Annotated in this window: 14 protein-coding genes and 1 rRNA gene; 8 read left to right on the top strand and 7 right to left on the bottom strand. The window is 36.8% G+C overall.

Translation table 11 applies throughout. The features are described 5' to 3' along the window. Positions 1-154: 154 nt before the first annotated feature. Both ACY2RS_RS15060 and ACY2RS_RS15055 read right to left on the bottom strand, forming a co-directional pair. Positions 155-1,672 (bottom strand): 16S ribosomal RNA (locus ACY2RS_RS15060). A gap of 691 nt (positions 1,673-2,363) precedes the next feature. Beyond that, positions 2,364-3,062, bottom strand: coding sequence for a DUF4294 domain-containing protein (locus ACY2RS_RS15055; protein ID WP_490099494.1), 699 nt, complete (start codon positions 3,060-3,062; stop codon positions 2,364-2,366). 119 nt (positions 3,063-3,181) lie between these two features. On the opposite strand from ACY2RS_RS15055, the gene ACY2RS_RS15050 reads away from it, so the two are divergent. The 4 genes from ACY2RS_RS15050 to ACY2RS_RS15035 all read left to right on the top strand — a co-directional run bounded on the left by ACY2RS_RS15050 (position 3,182) and on the right by ACY2RS_RS15035 (position 8,457). Next, a complete protein-coding gene (locus tag ACY2RS_RS15050) occupies positions 3,182-4,267 on the top strand; it encodes a M42 family metallopeptidase (RefSeq protein WP_490099493.1) in 1,086 nt (361 codons plus the stop codon). 368 nt (positions 4,268-4,635) lie between these two features. Next, positions 4,636-6,000, top strand: coding sequence for a hypothetical protein (locus tag ACY2RS_RS15045; protein WP_490099492.1), 1,365 nt, complete (start codon positions 4,636-4,638; stop codon positions 5,998-6,000). Between the two features lie 74 nt (positions 6,001-6,074). Then, entirely contained in the window at positions 6,075-7,508 is a 1,434-nt protein-coding gene (locus tag ACY2RS_RS15040; RefSeq protein ID WP_490099491.1) for an MBOAT family O-acyltransferase, read from the top strand. Beyond that, on the top strand, positions 7,468-8,457 hold the full coding sequence (locus ACY2RS_RS15035; protein ID WP_490099490.1) for a hypothetical protein: 990 nt from the start codon (positions 7,468-7,470) through the stop codon (positions 8,455-8,457). The genes ACY2RS_RS15040 and ACY2RS_RS15035 overlap by 41 nt, the downstream gene beginning before the upstream one ends. Here the strand turns inward: ACY2RS_RS15035 and ACY2RS_RS15030 are convergent. Next, positions 8,454-9,827: an alanine/glycine:cation symporter family protein gene (locus tag ACY2RS_RS15030; protein WP_490099489.1), complete on the bottom strand. Its 1,374-nt coding sequence runs from the start codon at positions 9,825-9,827 to the stop codon at positions 8,454-8,456. The two genes, ACY2RS_RS15035 and ACY2RS_RS15030, sit on opposite strands and share 4 nt — an antisense overlap. A gap of 76 nt (positions 9,828-9,903) precedes the next feature. On the opposite strand from ACY2RS_RS15030, the gene ACY2RS_RS15025 reads away from it, so the two are divergent. After that, positions 9,904-11,157, top strand: a complete 1,254-nt coding sequence (locus tag ACY2RS_RS15025; RefSeq protein ID WP_490099488.1) for an acyloxyacyl hydrolase — start codon at positions 9,904-9,906, stop codon at positions 11,155-11,157. A gap of 164 nt (positions 11,158-11,321) precedes the next feature. On the opposite strand, the gene ACY2RS_RS15020 is transcribed toward ACY2RS_RS15025, so the two are convergent. Next, positions 11,322-12,002, bottom strand: a complete 681-nt coding sequence (locus tag ACY2RS_RS15020; RefSeq protein WP_490099487.1) for an SIMPL domain-containing protein — start codon at positions 12,000-12,002, stop codon at positions 11,322-11,324. Positions 12,003-12,015: 13 nt separating this feature from the next. Further along, positions 12,016-12,666 (bottom strand): rhomboid family intramembrane serine protease, encoded by a 651-nt coding sequence (locus ACY2RS_RS15015; protein WP_490099486.1) that lies wholly within the window; start codon positions 12,664-12,666, stop codon positions 12,016-12,018. Positions 12,667-12,804: 138 nt separating this feature from the next. Here ACY2RS_RS15015 and ACY2RS_RS15010 point away from each other — a divergent pair, with 138 nt between their 5' ends. Beyond that, positions 12,805-13,674, top strand: a complete 870-nt coding sequence (locus tag ACY2RS_RS15010; protein ID WP_490099485.1) for a lysophospholipid acyltransferase family protein — start codon at positions 12,805-12,807, stop codon at positions 13,672-13,674. On the opposite strand, the gene ACY2RS_RS15005 is transcribed toward ACY2RS_RS15010, so the two are convergent. Both ACY2RS_RS15005 and glmM read right to left on the bottom strand, forming a co-directional pair. Further along, complete coding sequence (locus ACY2RS_RS15005; protein ID WP_490099484.1) at positions 13,671-15,158, bottom strand: aminotransferase class V-fold PLP-dependent enzyme; 1,488 nt, start codon at positions 15,156-15,158, stop codon at positions 13,671-13,673. The genes ACY2RS_RS15010 and ACY2RS_RS15005 overlap by 4 nt on opposite strands. A 17-nt stretch (positions 15,159-15,175) precedes the next feature. Then, on the bottom strand, positions 15,176-16,564 hold the full coding sequence (glmM, locus tag ACY2RS_RS15000) for a phosphoglucosamine mutase (protein WP_490099483.1): 1,389 nt from the start codon (positions 16,562-16,564) through the stop codon (positions 15,176-15,178). 179 nt (positions 16,565-16,743) lie between these two features. Here glmM and ACY2RS_RS14995 point away from each other — a divergent pair, with 179 nt between their 5' ends. Both ACY2RS_RS14995 and ggt read left to right on the top strand, forming a co-directional pair. After that, positions 16,744-17,331, top strand: coding sequence for an acyl carrier protein phosphodiesterase (locus ACY2RS_RS14995; RefSeq protein WP_490099482.1), 588 nt, complete (start codon positions 16,744-16,746; stop codon positions 17,329-17,331). After that, entirely contained in the window at positions 17,328-19,040 is a 1,713-nt protein-coding gene (gene ggt / locus ACY2RS_RS14990) for a gamma-glutamyltransferase (RefSeq protein WP_490099481.1), read from the top strand. The genes ACY2RS_RS14995 and ggt overlap by 4 nt, the downstream gene beginning before the upstream one ends. Positions 19,041-19,092 lie beyond the last annotated feature (52 nt).

Raw genomic sequence — 19,092 nt, 5'->3', positions numbered from 1 at the left:
TTTCAGTATTCAGTAATCAGTTTTGATATACTGATACTTATCTCTTTAGACTTTATATAAAATTGACAGCTAAACCAAGCTAAAAATACCCTCAATATAAAAGGTACTCTCGTCGTACTTACTAGGACTATAAATTAATATAATCTAGCTCTAGAAAGGAGGTGTTCCAGCCGCACCTTCCGGTACGGCTACCTTGTTACGACTTAGCCCCAGTTACCAGTTTTACCCTAGGCAGCTCCTTGCGGTGACCGACTTCAGGTACCCCCAGCTTCCATGGCTTGACGGGCGGTGTGTACAAGGCCCGGGAACGTATTCACCGGATCATGGCTGATATCCGATTACTAGCGATTCCAGCTTCACGGAGTCGAGTTGCAGACTCCGATCCGAACTGAGATAGGTTTTATAGATTCGCTCCGCCTCGCGACGTGGCTGCTCTCTGTACCTACCATTGTAGCACGTGTGTGGCCCAGGACGTAAGGGCCGTGATGATTTGACGTCATCCCCACCTTCCTCACAGTTTGCACTGGCAGTCTTGTTAGAGTTCCCGACATGACTCGCTGGCAACTAACAACAGGGGTTGCGCTCGTTATAGGACTTAACCTGACACCTCACGGCACGAGCTGACGACAACCATGCAGCACCTTGTAATCTGTCCGAAGAAAAATCTGTTTCCAAATCTGTCAGACTACATTTAAGCCCTGGTAAGGTTCCTCGCGTATCATCGAATTAAACCACATGCTCCACCGCTTGTGCGGGCCCCCGTCAATTCCTTTGAGTTTCATTCTTGCGAACGTACTCCCCAGGTGGGATACTTATCACTTTCGCTTAGCCACTCAGCAAATGCCGAACAGCTAGTATCCATCGTTTACGGCGTGGACTACCAGGGTATCTAATCCTGTTCGCTCCCCACGCTTTCGTCCCTCAGCGTCAATATAGTATTAGTGATCTGCCTTCGCAATTGGTATTCTAAGTAATATCTATGCATTTCACCGCTACACTACTTATTCTAACCACTTCATACTAATTCAAGACTACCAGTATCAAAGGCAATTTTACAGTTGAGCTGCAAACTTTCACCTCTGACTTAATAGCCCGCCTACGGACCCTTTAAACCCAATGATTCCGGATAACGCTCGGACCCTCCGTATTACCGCGGCTGCTGGCACGGAGTTAGCCGGTCCTTATTCTTATAGTACCGTCAAGATCTCACACGTGAGATTGTTTCTTCCTATATAAAAGCAGTTTACAACCCATAGGGCCGTCTTCCTGCACGCGGCATGGCTGGATCAGAGTTGCCTCCATTGTCCAATATTCCTCACTGCTGCCTCCCGTAGGAGTCTGGTCCGTGTCTCAGTACCAGTGTGGGGGATCCCCCTCTCAGGGCCCCTACCTATCGTAGTCTTGGTAAGCCGTTACCTCACCAACAAACTAATAGGACGCATGGTCATCTTATACCGTAACCTTTAAAGTATAAGTGATGCCACAAATACTTACTATAGGGTATTAATCTTCGTTTCCAAAGGCTATCCCCTAGTATAAGGTAGATTCCATACGCGTTACGCACCCGTGCGCCGGTCGTCGTCAAGTGCAAGCACTCACGTTACCCCTCGACTTGCATGTGTTAAGCCTGCCGCTAGCGTTCATCCTGAGCCAGGATCAAACTCTTCATCGTATAATCTTAAATAAAATGTCATACAACCAAAAGCCCTCTCAAAAAAATTCTCAGGTATTTTTTAACTTAGTTTAGTTTCTTTGTAAAAGAATTAATCGTTTCCAATTAATCTTATTACGCTGTCAATTTCAATATCTCAATGAACGTACTAAAGTAAACTCTAGCATTCTAATTTCTTCAAAATTAATTGTCGAAACTTTTTGTTGATGCAACGGAATCGAACCGTTATTTTTATATTTACCAAATCATCATTTCTGTTACTTTTCTTAGCGGCTGCAAATTTAAAACTACTTTTAAAACTACACAACCTTTTTAAAGAAAAAATAAATAATTTTTTAAAGAACTTTTCGCTTTCGTTTTTGTAGGTATACTACGTTTTCTTAGCGGCTGCAAATATACATCTGTTTAAATATAACTACCAAACAAAAAATGATAAAAAAATAAATATTTTTTCAAATAATTCTCAACGCCTTGTAAATGTTGAGATTGCAAAATATTTTTTTTGATAGGGATTCAAAAAAAAGACCAAAACAATGTGAGTTATACCCTATTGTAGTGGTAGACTGAAGGTTTAAAAACTTCAAATTATGTCAATTTGTAAAATTTCAGAAGAAAAAAAATCTCTCGGAAATAAAAATCGAATTACTAAACTACTGCTTTTGAGACAACTACGCAAGTATTTTTTGAGTTATTATTTTTTAGCAGTTTTCGAGTCCCAATGTGAAGATAATTCTAGGTAGTCTATTTTAAAGGATGGAGCCTGACGTTCTAAAATTTCAGCTTGAAAAGAACGCTCTAAAATGTCTTCTATTAAGTAGTCCTCCTCTACTTCAAAAGGACGGTACTCTTCTTTTATAGAAATATCAAATAGATTGGCTGTTGTGTTATACCAAAAGGCACGCCAACCAGTACGCAACTCTTTTACTAAATCGAATGCAGTTCTTCCAGTTTGCCTGTGTATTAATTTTACAAGTATTTGTCCCTCGGTACGCGTTAGTTTTTTAAGTTTTTCAGAAAACTCTTCTTCTATATACTTTTGAATACGTTTGGTATATTTTTTACGTAGGCTTTTCTTTTCTATTGTCTTAAGACGCTCGGTCATGGTAATAAGTCTTTCGGCAGCAAGCTTAGCGTAGGGGTACACTTTTCTGGTTTTACGTCTTAATATTAAATATCGACGTCTATCCTTCTTATTATTAAAGGAGAGTTTGTTTAGCAATACCACTTCCTCTAAATCTATGTACTCTCTTGGAATGGTGTCGCCTTCTATTATGTAATAGTATGTTTTAATACTATCTTTTGATTCTGTTTTGTATTCTTTGGAAACTTGAGCTTGCAGAATTCCGGTTACAAAAAAGATACATATATATATGTAGGATGTCAATTTCATGAATGGTGATTTCAATTTTACACATAGATTACTAAAACCATTCCAAAAATAATACTTTGTTGGGTTTGACTTCACTATTAATTCTCTAATTTTGAGATTCAACTTTAAAAAAAGGCTTTATGGCAAAATCAATATTAAATAAGAAATCACTCACATTTTTAGAGAAATACTTAAACAATGCTGCACCTACTGGCTATGAATGGGATGGGCAGAAAATATGGATGGACTATCTAAAACCTTACGCAGATGAATTTATAACAGACACCTATGGAACTGCTGTTGCTGTTATTAATCCAAAAGCAAAGTACAAAGTAGTCATCGAAGGACATGCAGATGAAATTTCTTGGTATGTAAATTACATAAGTGACGCCGGATTGATATATGTAGTACGCAATGGAGGAAGTGACCACCAAATAGCACCTTCTAAAGTAGTGAACATTCATACCAAAAAAGGAATTGTAAAAGGTGTGTTTGGCTGGCCAGCAATCCACACAAGAAATAGAGCCAAAGAATTACCTCCAAAACCAGATAACATATTTATTGATATTGGTGCAAAAGATAAGAAAGAAGTAGAAAAAATGGGGGTTCACATTGGATGTGTAATTACCTATCCAGATGAATTTCATATCTTAAATGACGACAAATTTGTATGTCGCGCCCTTGACAACCGTATGGGAGGATTTATGATTGCAGAAGTAGCTCGTCTTCTAAAAGAAAACAAAAAGAAACTTCCTTTTGGATTATACATTACCAATAGTGTACAAGAAGAAATTGGCTTACGAGGAGCTCAAATGATTGCAGAACGCATACAACCAGATGTTGCCATTGTAACAGATGTAACACACGATACCTCTACACCAATGATTGAAATGAAAGTGCAAGGAGAGGCTGTAATCGGAAAAGGCCCCGTAGTTGCTTATGCGCCAGCGGTACAACAAAAATTGCGCGATTTAATTACTGAAACTGCTGAAGCCAAGAAAATACCTTTTCAAAGAGCAGCGTTGTCACGTGCTACTGGAACAGACACCGATGCTTTTGCTTATAGTGGAAGCGGTGTTGCCTCTGCTTTAATATCCCTACCATTACGTTATATGCATACTACCGTAGAAATGGTACATCGAGAGGATGTAGAAAACGTAATTAAACTAATTTACGAATCCTTACTTACTATTAAAGATGGGGAAACCTTTAGTTATTTTAAGTAAGCATTCTCATTTCAATAATAGTACTATTTTTGGGCCTTCGGAAATTTTAATTTTCGAAGGCTTTTCTTTTAAAAATTATCCTACCAAAAATCTAATATCAAAACGTATAGTTTCTCAAGGGTTATTTTAGTTAGTTTATCGAAAACCCTATATAATTGTTTAAAAAAACGATGAAATGACTGTTTTTTTGCGATTAAATACATATTTTTATTACATATACTAAATATACTTACCCATAAATTAGTTTATTTAAACTAAATAAACACTTAATAAATATAGTTATTTATTGACACAAATTTAATGTCTATTTAACGTTCGTAATAAGTATAAAGAATTATTTTTGCAAAATATTAAACTTAAAAAAAATCATGAAAAAATTAGCCCTATTATGCCTTTCTGTCTTGCTTTTGGCCTCTTGCCAAAAAGAAACAGAAATCACAAACACAAGTTCAGAGAACTTAACTTTTGACACTGCATCTATCGCTGCCAATATTGGCAAGTACAAAGGTGTGTTTACAACCTTAGACTCTGAAAAAAGAGCTACTGTAGAAATCACCATGACAGACGCAACTACTTTTGCAGCCATCTATGGTAAAAATGCAACAGCAACATTATCTTTTGAAGACGGAACTACTGCTACCGCGGAAGCAACTAAAACGTTTGAAATAGGTGAAACTATTGTTGATCTATCTTTTGAATCACCAGAGCTTTCTTTCTTATTTTCTGTAGAAAATGATGGAGCGAACCCAATCATTTCTAATGTAGTATACAACAATACCCCAAGTGATATTCTTATTGCAAAACATACTACAAGAGATCCTGTATTACCTGTATTAGGAACATTTGTATGCGAGGTATGCAATGATCACCCAAATGTGAACAATACGAATGAGCAAACATTTAATATCAACATAACTAACCCAGGTGCTCCCACTTCTGAAATGCAAACACAAGCAATTATTTCTGGTGTTACTTTTTCTGGAACCGGTGAACAAAATATGGTTGTCAATAATGGAAATGGAACATCTACAGCACAAATTAGTGGTGGATTTACAACTGTTGCTGGAACTGGTGTAAATTGGACTGGTTCACACACCTTTAGCAATGTTGGCGGTGTCGTTCCTGATTGTTCTGAAGTATCAGGAACATGGAGTTGGGTAACAACTAACTATGGCACGCTTACAGGATCTTTTGTGAGTGACCAAAACTGTGGTCCTTTAGTATTCGCGCATGATTTTGAAAGTCCGATGCCAACATGGCCAATGACCCCTAGTATCACTTATTATAATCTTGGAGGTGATGTTTTTAGTCCTATTTTAATTGGTGGAGCTTCTGGATCAACTAATATTACCAGACCAACTATTATTAATGATACCTTTTTATATGTTACTGATTTACAAAATACCAATGGTGGAACTACATCGGGGCAAGCAGCAACGCTCACTTTTGATTCTGTAACGGTAAATCCTACAACTTCGAGTAGCATTACATTTGAGTATGATGTAGTTGGATATGATAGTGGTGATAATGTCGAATACATTGTAGTTTTAGATGGTGTTGACCAGCCTACAGTTTCTCTTATTGTGGGGATGAATGGTGGAGGAACCACTGCTCAAGGTCTTGAAGAAATAACTATTCCTGCTGGAGTAAGTACTGTTGGGTTTAAATTACTAATAACGCAAAACGGACCCGATTTTGCTGGTTTTGATAATTTCACATTGACAAGCAACTAAAATAAATCAACTTTAAGAATAAAGGCTACCACATTGGTAGCCTTTTTTTATATTTGGATTTTTAAACTAATCTTGTGCTATTTAACTCATTCGATTTTGGTATATTTCTTGTTGTAGTCTATCTAATATATTGGATATTAGGAAGCAAGCAGCGTACACCTCAAAACATACTGTTGTTGCTGGCGAGTTATATCTTTTATGGCTTATGGGATTGGCGATTTCTATCATTGATTATAGCCAGTTCTTTGGTCGATTTCTTTGCCAGTAGATGGATAAGCACATTACAAAACAAGGCAAAAAAAAGAGGAGTACTGTGGCTCAGTATTATTTGGAATCTTGGAGTACTTTTTACATTTAAATACTACAACTTCTTTATCGATAACTTTACAGCTCTTTTTGGTATTGAAAATACCTCGCAACCCTTTATGCTCTGGGATGTTCTTATACCCGTTGGATTGAGCTTCTATACATTCCAGACCATGAGTTATACCATAGATGTGTACCGCGGAAATATAAAAGCCTCCAAAAACTTACTTGAGTTTTTATGTTTTGTTAGTTTCTTCCCTCAACTAGTGGCAGGACCTATAGAACGTGCTAGAGCCCTATTACCTCAATTTAAAAATGAGCGCAATTTTGATCTAGTACAAGCTAAAGACGGTTTACGACAAATAGCCTGGGGGCTCTTTAAAAAAATGGTGGTGGCAGATAATGTAGCTGTGGCAGTAAATGCTATCTATGCTAGCCCAGAAGACTTTGGAAGCCTTTCTTTATTATATGCTTCAACCCTATTCTTTTTCCAAATATATTGTGATTTTTCTGGCTACAGTGACGTGGCTATTGGTACCGCAAAGTTATTTGGTTTTAAACTTAGCAAAAATTTTGACATCCCCTACCTAGCCAAAACTGTTGCTAACTACTGGCAACGTTGGCACATTACCCTCACCAAATGGTTTACAGATTATGTATATGGCCCTATTGTAAAGAGTACTAGTAGAAGCTATACAATGAAAACAGCAGCTCTGTTCATTACCATGATGTTAATCGGATTATGGCATGGTGCCAATTGGACCTTTGTAATTTTTGGACTCATTCAAGCCGTTTTTATTGCTATTGAAAGAATTAGGATTGTAAATGGCAATAAAACATATTCATTAGCCATTGCACTAAACAATGCTCCATTTATTGTAAATTTCCTCTACACAAGTAGCATTATTATTGGTGCAGGAATTTTCTTTAGATCACCAGATGTTGCAACAGCAATTACCATACTAAAAAGAATTGTGAGTTTTATACCCTCGGAAACATTCTCGCTCGTTATTGGTTTAAAAATACTAGTAATTCCTATATTGATGGTTGCTGAAATTTTAACACGAAAAAAAACGTTTCCTCTATTACAATTACAAAAGCATTTTAACAAGCCCCTTCGTTGGGCGATATATTATATACTCGTAATTATCATTATTAGATATGCAGGACCAAAAGAACAATTTATCTATTTTCAGTTTTAAAAAAGCGCAGCTACGATTTCTTTGGGGAGCACTTGCCTTTTTTATCCCTGTAGTATTGGTCATTGCTGTCTTAGAGGTGCTGGTATTACAAATGCCTGCGAATTACAAGAAAAACAGTTCGTACTTCGCAACCGAAAAAGAAGTTATTACAACAGCTGTATTTGGCTCCTCACAAATGGATGGTGCTATAAATCCAACGTATTTTGACACACCTGCCATATGTTTTGCTTCAAAAGGACAGCATCACGGACTTGACAATGCCATCTTTACCCAAACCTTTGAAAGAATGCCGCAACTAAACACGGTTGTATTTGAGCTCTCCTACGCGCATCTTGAACTAGGCCATAATAGTAAAGAATATTGGAAAAACAATATTTATTATAAGTACTACGATGTAAATGCTTTTGATAGAAACACCTATTTTAAAGACAAATTAATTTATCTATCAAACCCAGATATATATTCAAGCAACTTAAAAAAGTATTATATCAACCATAAAGATTATAGTGGTTTGAATAAATATGGGGTGGACACCACAAATTTCTCAGGTTCTTTTAAAAGGGTTCAATACAATAAAAAAGCAATAGCAAAATTGCCTATTACCATACGCACCACAGAAAACCCAAAAATATTCTCACACAACACCGCTTTCTTCTTTGATATGCTAACCGATGCGGCATCCAAAAATCTTAATGTTGTGATATGCACACTACCTTTAAATAAAAACTATTTAAAAAAGCGTAATCCTGCTATTTTAAAACGTCGCGATAGTATATTGGGAGTTATTAAAAGCAACTACCCAAACGTTAGAATTCTTGAAAAAGAAGAAGATACGGTACATTTCATCACCTCAGATTTTAAAAACCACAACCACCTTAACTCAAGAGGTGCCAAAAAATTTACGACCATCCTCAACGACTTTATCGCTAGGGAATTTCAGAAAAACTAAGTCTGTATTTTTGCAAAATAGATCTTCGAAGCCGCGATTACTTTAGGCGCCAACGCTATGGTGCTAATCATTGTGGGTATTGCCATGAGTGCAAAAAACGTATCTATCAAATTAATCATCATACTCAAAGAGGTAGTTGCCCCAATTATAATGCTTACCAAATAGATGTAATTGTAATATTTTTTATGCCGAGTACCAAAAAGAAAACTCATGCATTTTGTTCCGTAATAAGAGTATGAAAACAATGAAGAGATGCTAAATACTGTAATACAAAGGAGCAAGGCATATTTTCCATAGGCTTGCATGGTAGATTCGAATGCTTGCACTGTTAAGGTAACGCCTGTTGCTGTTCCTTCTTGCCACACACCAGTTACTAAAATCGACAAGGCTGTAAGCGTACAAATCAATAAAGTGTCTATTGCTGGTCCAAGCATAGCCACCAAACCTTCTCGAACGGGTTCATTTGTTTTAGCCGCTCCATGTGCCATAGGCGCGGTTCCAATTCCGGCTTCGTTTGAAAATGCACCTCGGCGGATTCCAAGTAAAATCAAACCGCCAACAACACCTCCCATAAAGGCGTCCCCTTTATAGAATGAGGCAGAAAATGCATCTGTAAAAATAAGACTGAGATATTTAGGAACTTCGCTACTATTTGAAATAAGAATGATGCACACCAATACTAGATACAAGAGTACCATTGCAGGCACCAACTTGCTGGCCGTCTTGCTAATTCGAGACAAACCACCCAAAACAACAATTCCTGTAAGGATTGCTAAAACAATCCCAATGATTAAATTGCTTTCTAATCCTGAAAAAAGACCCGCAGGTTTTATAACAATATCGTTGATAGCTTGTGTTAATTGGTTTACATTAAAAACAGGTAAGGCACCAACCAATCCAGCAAAACTAAAAAATACAGCTAAAGGCTTCCAACGTTTACCTAATCCTTCTACAATGACATACATAGGGCCGCCCTGAGGTGTTCCTGCATCATCTTTCCCTCTATATAAAACCGCCAAGGTTCCTGTAAAGAATTTGGTGGACATTCCAATTACGGCGCTTATCCACATCCAAAATACTGCTCCAGGACCACCAATGGCTATGGCAACTGCTACTCCGGCGACATTTCCCATGCCAATAGTAGCAGAAAGTGCTGTGGTGAGGGCTTGAAAATGACTTATTTCTCCAGTAGCATTGGCATCATCATATTTTCCTCGTAATACTGCAATGGCGTGTCCTAGATAGCGAAAAGGAAGGAATTTAATTCTAAAAAGTAAGAATAGACCTCCTCCAATTAAAATAACCAACAAGGGCAAACCCCAAGCAAATGATGCCATATTGGCGATAAAAGAATCTAGCGTTTCTAACACAAAAAATAAATTGATAAAACTTAAAGGTACTTAAATTTTAAAAATGATACTGTAATTGTTTTATTTGTATTCTGAAATGAAAAAACTAACCTACGTATTTCTTCTTTTTGCAACAATTTTATGCTACGGACAAGATACTAGTTCTTGGAAGGATAGTGCTGTGTATATTGCACCAGAACTACTCTTTGGAGAGACTTTTCCATCTAATGATGGATTTCCAGAAACTGCACTTCACAAACAATTGATGGTAACCTTTGGAAGAGTACATCAAAACAATCCGCAAGAATGGGCACAACGTTTTAAAGGAATACGCACAGGAATTGGTGTTGGAGTTACAGACTTTGGAAATTTAGATCGCCTAGGAATTGCCTTAACAGCCATACCCCAAATAGAATTTAATGCTTTTGGATCACAGCGCTTTAAAGTTATTACAGGATTAGGTGCCTCCTACTTTACCAAAAAGTTTGATGCAGAAACCAACCCGAATAACAGAGCTGTCTCTACAGATATCACTTGGGCGTTTCGGTTGTTTTTACATTATGATGTTTTTAAAAGCAATAGCATTGATTGGCGTTTAGGTCTTGGGTATTCGCACCATTCTAACGGACATACACGTTTGGATAATAGAGGATACAATTCTATTTTACTTTCGTTATCAGGAGCCATTAACAATCCCTTTAAAATTTCCGAAGAAGACAAAGCAACTATTCCAACATTTAAGAAAAGTAGCTATTCATATTTGGAAATTAGGGGCGGTCATGGTTGGAATGTCCTTGGAGAAGCTTTTAATGATGCGAAACCAGTATACACTTTTGCTGGAGAATATGGGTATGTGTACAATAACGTCTTTAAGATAGGGTTGGGAGCGCATTATCGGTTTTATCAACATTACTATGACTACATAGTGAATAATGAATCATTGGTTCAGGATGGTAGAGAATTTGAATCTTTTAGAGAGCGTCCCATCTATAATGCGTCTAGCGTGTCTATGTATGCCAATGCAGAATTTTTATTGAACCATGTGGGTATTGATGTTAGTTTAGGGTATAACCTCTTTAAAGAAGCCTATCAAATAGATTGGCGCATCAATGAAGGTTGGGTAAATACGCCAAGAGAAATACCAGAAAGTTGGGTGCTAGGAGAGTTTAACTCTAAATACCAGCTTAAAAAAGCTATTAATTCTCGCTTAGGACTTAAATACTATCTACTAGGAACGACCCAACAACCCAAACACAATGTATTTGTTGGCGCGCATCTAAACTCTAATCTAGGACAGGCAGATTTTACAGAAGTAAGTGTAGGCTACGTGTATAGTTTTGGATTGAAATAAAAAAGAAGCTGCCTACAAAGCAACCTTAGATGTCTGTTCGAGCGCTCCCGAAGCTTCGGGGGAGAACTACAACTCACTGATAATGAACATAGGTTTCGACTGCGCTCAACCAGACAAAAGCAATTTATACTTTTTAAATATCCTCTATTAAGTATAATGGTCTTTTATAAAAGTTCAAATTTTATCGAAACACGTACTTTCAATTCTAATTCCCCTGGGGCAATGGTTTGTTGTCCAGAAGACATATCAGATTCCATGGCCATGGCTCGATACATAGGTTGTGGTCCAGCTGCTTGCTGAAATTCACTAATATGAATTGCCTTTCCAATGTTTTGAGATAAAACCGCTGCATATTGTGTTGCTTTATCTTTGGCATTTTGCACCGCACGTTGCCTTGCTTCCATTTCTAATTCCGCTCGGTTGGATGCCTTAAAAGAAACCCCATCGATTCTGTTAATACCACTGGCTAATAGACTATTCATAAGTGTTTCATACATTCTTAAATCACGTAAGCGTATCGTGATGGCCTGATTTGCAGCAAAATTATACGTCTTTGTATTGTACTCATAATTTTTAGAAAGTCTAATATAATCTGTCTGCACATCTTTATCTTCAATTCTAAACTTCTTAATGGTTGCAAAAACCTGAGAGATCACATCATCGTTTTTTTGTTTTACGCTTTGCGGATCTTTACCTGTATTTTCTACACGTACTTTAATGCTTACCTGATCGGGAACAATGTTTATAATGCCTTCTCCTGTAACATCTACAGAAGGTGTTGGTGTAAGTTGTGCCATAGCGATGGTGGTGGTTAAAATGAGTATTAGTGTTTTTAAGTGTTTCATTTTTTCTGAAATTTTAGATTTTATCGAGCTTCTTTAGAACAAACAATAAAATAATAGGGATCGCTAATAAAACGACAATCCATAAACTATTTGAAAGTATATAAGGAGCAAATACTAACGTTAAAACATATCCAGCAATGGCACCACCAAAGTGAGCATCATGCCCAATATTGTCTTTTTTTGCTCGCATTCCATAAATAGAATACAACAAATATGCCAGCCCAAATAACCAAGCAGGAATTGGAATTGGAATAAAAAACAAATACAAACTCATAGAGGGATTTAATAAAATAGCTGCATATAAAACTCCTGTAACTGCCCCACTAGCACCAATGGCACTGTAATAAGGTTCATCTTTATGGAATTGAAAAGAAAGCAAACTCCCTACCACGAGGGCACCTATATAAATAAGCACAAAATATGTTGCGCCTAAATACCCAACCACTACAGGTGCGAAAAAATAAAGGGTAAGCATATTAAATAACAAATGGTTAAAATCTGCATGTAGAAATCCCGAAGTAACCATTCGTAATTGTTCGCCTCTTTTAATACCAGCGATATTGAATTTATATTTTTCAAAAAAATGAAAGTCGTTAAAGCCTTTCATTGAAATAATAACATTGGCTGCTATAATAACAATGGTAACGATATCGAGATGTTGCATAAAGTATGTTTCTAGAAGAATGTATAATATCTAGCTATAAAGTTATACAATAGCAACCAACTGCATCAAAAAAATAACGTTTTTTTAAAAGTATTTCTTTAGGGTCACTTCGGGGTTTTTTATAGTTTTGAATCACCTATGAAACAACTCATCAACTCCATTTTTTATCGTTTTCTTTGGCTTTCTTCATTTTTACCAATGACCCTTCTATACATAGGCTCCTCCATCATGTATTTTATTAGCTTTTATGCCATTGGCTACAGGAGAAAAGTGATTGAAGGAAATTTAAACTTGGTCTTTCCTGAGAAGTCAGGTTCTGAAATTAAAAAAATCATGAAAGCCTTTTACAGGCAATTATGTGATACACTAGTAGAAACCATAAAGAGTATTAGTATTTCAGAAAAAGAAATTAGAAAACGTTTTTTTGTAGAAAACATTGAAATTTTAACTCCATTATATCAGCAAAACAAAAGTGTGTTACTCATGGCAGGACATTATGGAAACTGGGAATGGAGTGGCATTTTAAATAAAATGATGCAACACCAAGCGCATGCTGTTTACAAACCCCTTCGAAGCAAACAGGTAGATACGCTCGTAAAAAACATTAGAGAACGTTTTGGAGGTGTTATTGTATCTAATAAGGCAGTAGTACCTATGCTTTATAGGAAATATAAAAAAGGAATAAACACGCTTACTTATATTTTATCAGATCAAAGTCCGAAAGATGGCGCTTACAAGCATCGAGATACCTTTATGGGGATTGATGTACCTGTCTTTACTGGAACTGAAGAGCTCGCTAAGAAATTTGACTTTGCTGTTTTATACTTGAAAGTTCAAAAGATAAAACGAGGTTACTACAAAGCCACTTTTGAAATGATTACAGAAACACCAAAAGCATTTAAAGATTTTGAGATTACTCGCATATTTCTTGACAAACTAGAAGCACAAATCATAGAGACACCAGAATTATATCTCTGGTCGCATAAACGTTGGAAGTTACGTGCTTAAAATGTAAACCAATCTTTAGACAATGCCGTTGCAGAAGCTTCGGTTTGGTTTTTATGTATTAAGTTTCCATCAACAAAGGTATACTCTTGCTTCCAAGATTCGTAGTTCTCTGCCAAAGCGATTATACTATCACATACGTATTGAATTTCTTTAGTGCTCGTAGTAGGGTGAATGGATGCTCTAATCCACCCTGGCTTAAATAACAATTGCCCTTGTTCCATTAAATCAACTATTTCATTCGATTTTTGTTGATCAATTTCTAGTAAATAATGACCATAGGTACCTGCACAGCTACAACCACCTCTTGTTTGAATTCCAAAACGATCGTTTAGCATTTTTACAGCTAAGTCGTGATGCAACGAACCTATATTAAAAGATATAATACCCAATCGATCTTTTACAGTGGGTGCTAAAATTGAAATATTAGGTTGTCCTTCAAGACGTTTAAATACAATAGCAAGCAATTCTTTTTCACGCTCTAACATATTTTGAACACCCATGGTTTCTTTTAACTTCACAGCTAAAGAAGTTCTAATGACTTGCAAAAAGCCAGGAGTACCACCATCTTCTCTATCTTCTATACTATCAATATAGGCGTGTGTTCCCCAAGGTGTCGTCCAACTCACGGTACCACCACCAGGACAATCTGGCACCGCATTTTTGTATAATTTTTTATTAAACACCAACGTACCACTGGTTCCTGGACCTCCTAAAAATTTATGAGGTGAAAAGAAAATTGCGTCTAAATACGCATCCTCTTTTTCTGGATGCATATCAATTTCGATATAAGGAGCAGAACAAGCAAAATCTACAAAACAAAAACCATTGTGTTGATGCATTAATGAAGCTACTTCATGATAAGGAGTTTTAATTCCAGTAACATTAGAACAACTAGTAATAGAAGCAATTTTATACGGATGCTCTTTATACCTTTCTAAAAGGTTTTTAAACTCTTTCATACAAAACAAGCCCTCTTGATCACAAGGAATCACTTCCACTTTTGCAATGGTTTCTAACCAAGATGTTTGATTGCTATGATGCTCCATGTGAGACACAAAAACAATGGGTCTAAGGTGTTCTGGAACTTGTGTGTAATCTTTTAGATGCTCTGGGACTTTTAATCCTAAAATACGTTGAAATTTATTAACAACACCTGTCATACCTGTACCACAAGAAATCAAAACATCATCCTCACTTGCATTTACATGTTGTTTTATGATCTGTTTTGCATGGTGATACGCTTTTGTCATGGTAGTACCACTCACCGTAGTTTCTGTATGAGTATTCGCAACAAAGGGACCAAAAAGGTGTTGCATTTTTTCTTCAATAGGAGTGTACAATCGTCCGCTAGCAGTCCAATCGGTATAAATCAATTTTTGTTCTCCAAAAGGAGATTGAAATGTTTGATCTATTCCAAGAATATTATTTCTAAAGGTTTCGAAATAACGTTCTAAAGCTGTTTTAGTTTGTTCTTGTACTTCCATAGTAAAAAATTTCGGACTTATAACCCCGCTATTTCTTTAATTTCTCCAATAATACGATCTGCAAGAGTATCTGCTTCTGTTTGAGTTGCAGCCTCTGTATAGATTCTAATAATTGGTTCTGTATTTGATTTACGTAGATGCACCCAGTTGGTTGCAAAATCTATTTTTACCCCATCTATAGTGTTAATTTCTTCTGCAGCATATTTTGCAGCCATTCCTTCTAAAATAGCATCGACGTCTATCTGTGGCGTTAAGGCTATTTTTTTCTTACTCATAAAATACGAGGGATACGATGCTCTGAGTTCGCTCACAGTCATTTTTTGTTCTGCCAAATGACTTAAAAACAAAGCTACCCCAACCATACTATCACGTCCGTAATGTAATTCTGGATATATAATTCCTCCATTTCCCTCACCACCGATCACTGCATTGGTATCTTTCATGGTTTGTACCACATTTACTTCTCCAACGGCGCTTGCTGTATACGTTCCATTATGTTTGTTAGTAACATCTCTTAATGCTCTTGAAGAAGACATATTAGAGACTGTATTTCCAGGATTGTTTGCTAAGACATAATCGGCTACTGCTACTAATGTATATTCTTCTCCAAACATCTCCCCTTTTTCATCTACAAAGGCCAATCTATCTACGTCTGGATCTACTACAATTCCAAAATCTGCACGTTCAGAAACTACTTTTGCCATCAAATCACCCAAATGCTCTTTTAAGGGCTCTGGATTGTGTGGAAACTCTCCATTTGGTGTACAAAAAAGTTTTACAGGTTGCACGCCTAAAGCTTCTAAAAGTAAAGGAATTGCAATACCACCCGTAGAGTTTACACCATCTACAACTACTTTAAAATTGGCAGCTTTAATAGCACTTGTGTTGACAAGATCCAATTCTAAAATTTCATCTATATGTAGATCGATATACGCATCATTTCGTGTAATTTTTCCTAAATCGTCTACCTCCGCAAACTCGATATCGCCACCTTCTGCTAGGTCTAAAATTTCTTGTCCAGCAGCAGCATTTAAAAACTCACCTTTACTGTTTAATAATTTTAACGCGTTCCATTGTTTTGGGTTATGACTGGCTGTTAAAATTATACCACCATCTGCATGTTCCATTGCTACTGCCATTTCTACTGTTGGAGTTGTAGAAAGATCAAGATTAATAACATGTATTCCTAAACCAACTAAGGTATTCATTACCAATTCCTGGATCATATTTCCACTAATACGAGCATCACGCCCCACAACGACACGATACGAATCTTTATCGCGTTGTTGCTTTACCCATGTTCCATAAGCAGAAGCATACATTACTGCGTCTATAGGGGTTAAGTTTTCTCCTTGAGAACCACCAATGGTTCCTCTAATACCAGAAATTGATTTTATTAATGTCATTGTACAGTGTTAATTATTAAATTTTTAAACACAAATATTTCAGAAAACATCCTTCTGAAAACCGCGTTTTTACTATTCTAAACCCTATTAAAACACTAGGTTTTAGAGGTGTTACAAGACTTGCAAATATACTTTTTTAAAAAGAAATTGTTGCATACATATTTGTGTAAATTTACAAGATGAATTTTCTAGCACACATATACCTTTCTGGCGAAGATGAAGGCATTATCATTGGTAATTTTATAGCAGATGGAATTAAAGGAAAGAAATATCTTGACTATCCTGAGACCATTCAAAAAGGGATTCTGCTGCATAGAGGTATTGATAGCTATACAGATCAGCATCCCATAGTAAAGCAAAGTACCAAACGTTTACATAAAAACCACGGACATTATAGTGGCGTGATCGTTGATATTTTATACGATCACTTTCTTGCTAAAAACTGGAACAACTACCATTCGCAACCTTTAGATGTTTATGTAGCCAATTTTTACGAATTATTACGGAGTAATTTTGAACTATTACCTTCTCGAATCCAACGTATGCTTCCATATATGATGTCAGACAACTGGTTACTGAGCTATGCTACGGTTTCTGGCATTAGCAAAATATTAGACCAAATGAATACGCGCGTAAAGCATGGCAATAATATGAATTTTGCTATCTTAGAACTTGAAGAATTTTATACAGAATTTGAAGAAGAATTCACCACTTTTTTTGAAGAATTAAGAGCCTTTGCTACCCATAAAATTGAATCTCTATCATGAAAAAACTGCTCCTAGTCCCCAGCATTTTACTATTGTATCTAGCAGTAGGATGCAAAGATCAACCCAAGGAAATTTCCGAAGAAAAACAACCTACAATAGGGCTTATCACCCAAAATGCAATGGTCGTTTCTGCCCGTGAAGAAGCATCCAAAATTGGGAGTGCCATTATGGAACAAGGAGGGAATGCCTTCGATGCGATGGTGGCTACAGAAATGGCTTTGGCAGTTTGTTATCCCTATGCAGGAAATCTTGGCGGTGGTGGTTTCATGGTCTACAGAACCAAGTATGGTGAAATTGGCGCTTTAGATTATAGAGAAAAAGCCCCTATAAAAGCCAGTAAAGACATGTACCTTGATAAAAACGATGTATATCTCAAAGAAAAAAGTAAGACGGGCGGTCTGGCAGTTGGAGTACCAGGAACTGTGGCGGGTATTTTTGAAGCACACAAAAAATTTGGGACTTTACCCATAGAGACACTATTGAGTCCGGTGATTACCTTAGCAAGAAATGGGTTCGTACTTACCAAACAACAGGCAGAGCGTTTTAATTTTTATGGTCCAATTTTTAAGGAAGTTAATGGGGAGTCTTCCATCTACACACAATCGTTTAAAGAAGGAGATCTCTTTAAAAATGAAGCCTTAGCCAATACACTTCAAAAAATATCGGAGCAAGGACGCAGTGCTTTTTATCAGGGTGAACTTGCAGAAAAGTTAGTGTCTTTCATGCAAAAAAGAAATGGAATTATTAGCTTAAAAGACCTGCAAGCTTATGAAGCACAATGGCGTGAACCAATTGTGTTTAAGTACAAAGATCTTCGCGTTATTTCTATGTCGCCACCTTCTAGTGGTGGGATTTGCTTGGCTCAAATTCTAAAAACCGTAAGCAAGTATCCTATTGCTAACTATGGTCATAATAGCACCAAAACCATTCAAGTACTTACCGAAGCTAAGCGAAGAGCCTATGCAGACAGAAGTCATTATCTAGGCGATCCAGATTTTGTGTCGATACCTGTAGACTCTTTATTAGATGATATCTACCTCAGTAATAGAATGAACGATTTCTCCTTTGAGAAAGCTACCCAATCTAAGGATATTGCTCATGGTCAAATTCCAGGCTATGAAAGTACAGAAACGACCCACTACTCTATTATTGATTCCTTCGGAAATGCTATAGCTGTGACTACTACGTTAAATGCCGCATTTGGATCTAAACTCTATAGCAAAGAGCTTGGATTTTTCTTCAACAATGAAATGGACGACTTTAGCGCAAAACCAGGAGAACCTAATATGTTTGGTCTTATAGGAGGTGAAGCCAATGCCATTGCACCGCAAAAAAGAATGCTAAGTTCTATGACGCCAACACTTGTTGAAAAAGAGGACGCGCTATGGATGACATTAGGCACACCAGGTGGATCAACGATAATTACTTCTGTATTGCAAACCATTTTAAATGTTTATGAGTTTGACATGTCCATGCAAGATGCTGTAAATGCCCCTCGTTTTCATCATCAATGGCTCCCAGACATTGTGCAGTTTGAACCCGATAGCTTTAACACAAATACACTAAAAGAATTAGAACAAAAAGGATATACCATAGATCAAGTAAATGCTCCTGTGATTGGAAAAGTTGATGGTATTCTTGTATTACCAGATGGCACACTAGAAGGAGGAGCAGACAAACGTGGCGATGATACCGCTGTAGGCTTCTAAATACGTGTAAAAAAAGCACTTCATCACCCAATTTTTCATTTTATCGAAAAGT

This window comes from Patiriisocius sp. 208BN25-11 (assembly GCF_058147145.1).
The sequence above is the reverse complement of the archived record's forward strand: the minus strand, read 5'-3'. Positions and strand labels throughout refer to the sequence as shown.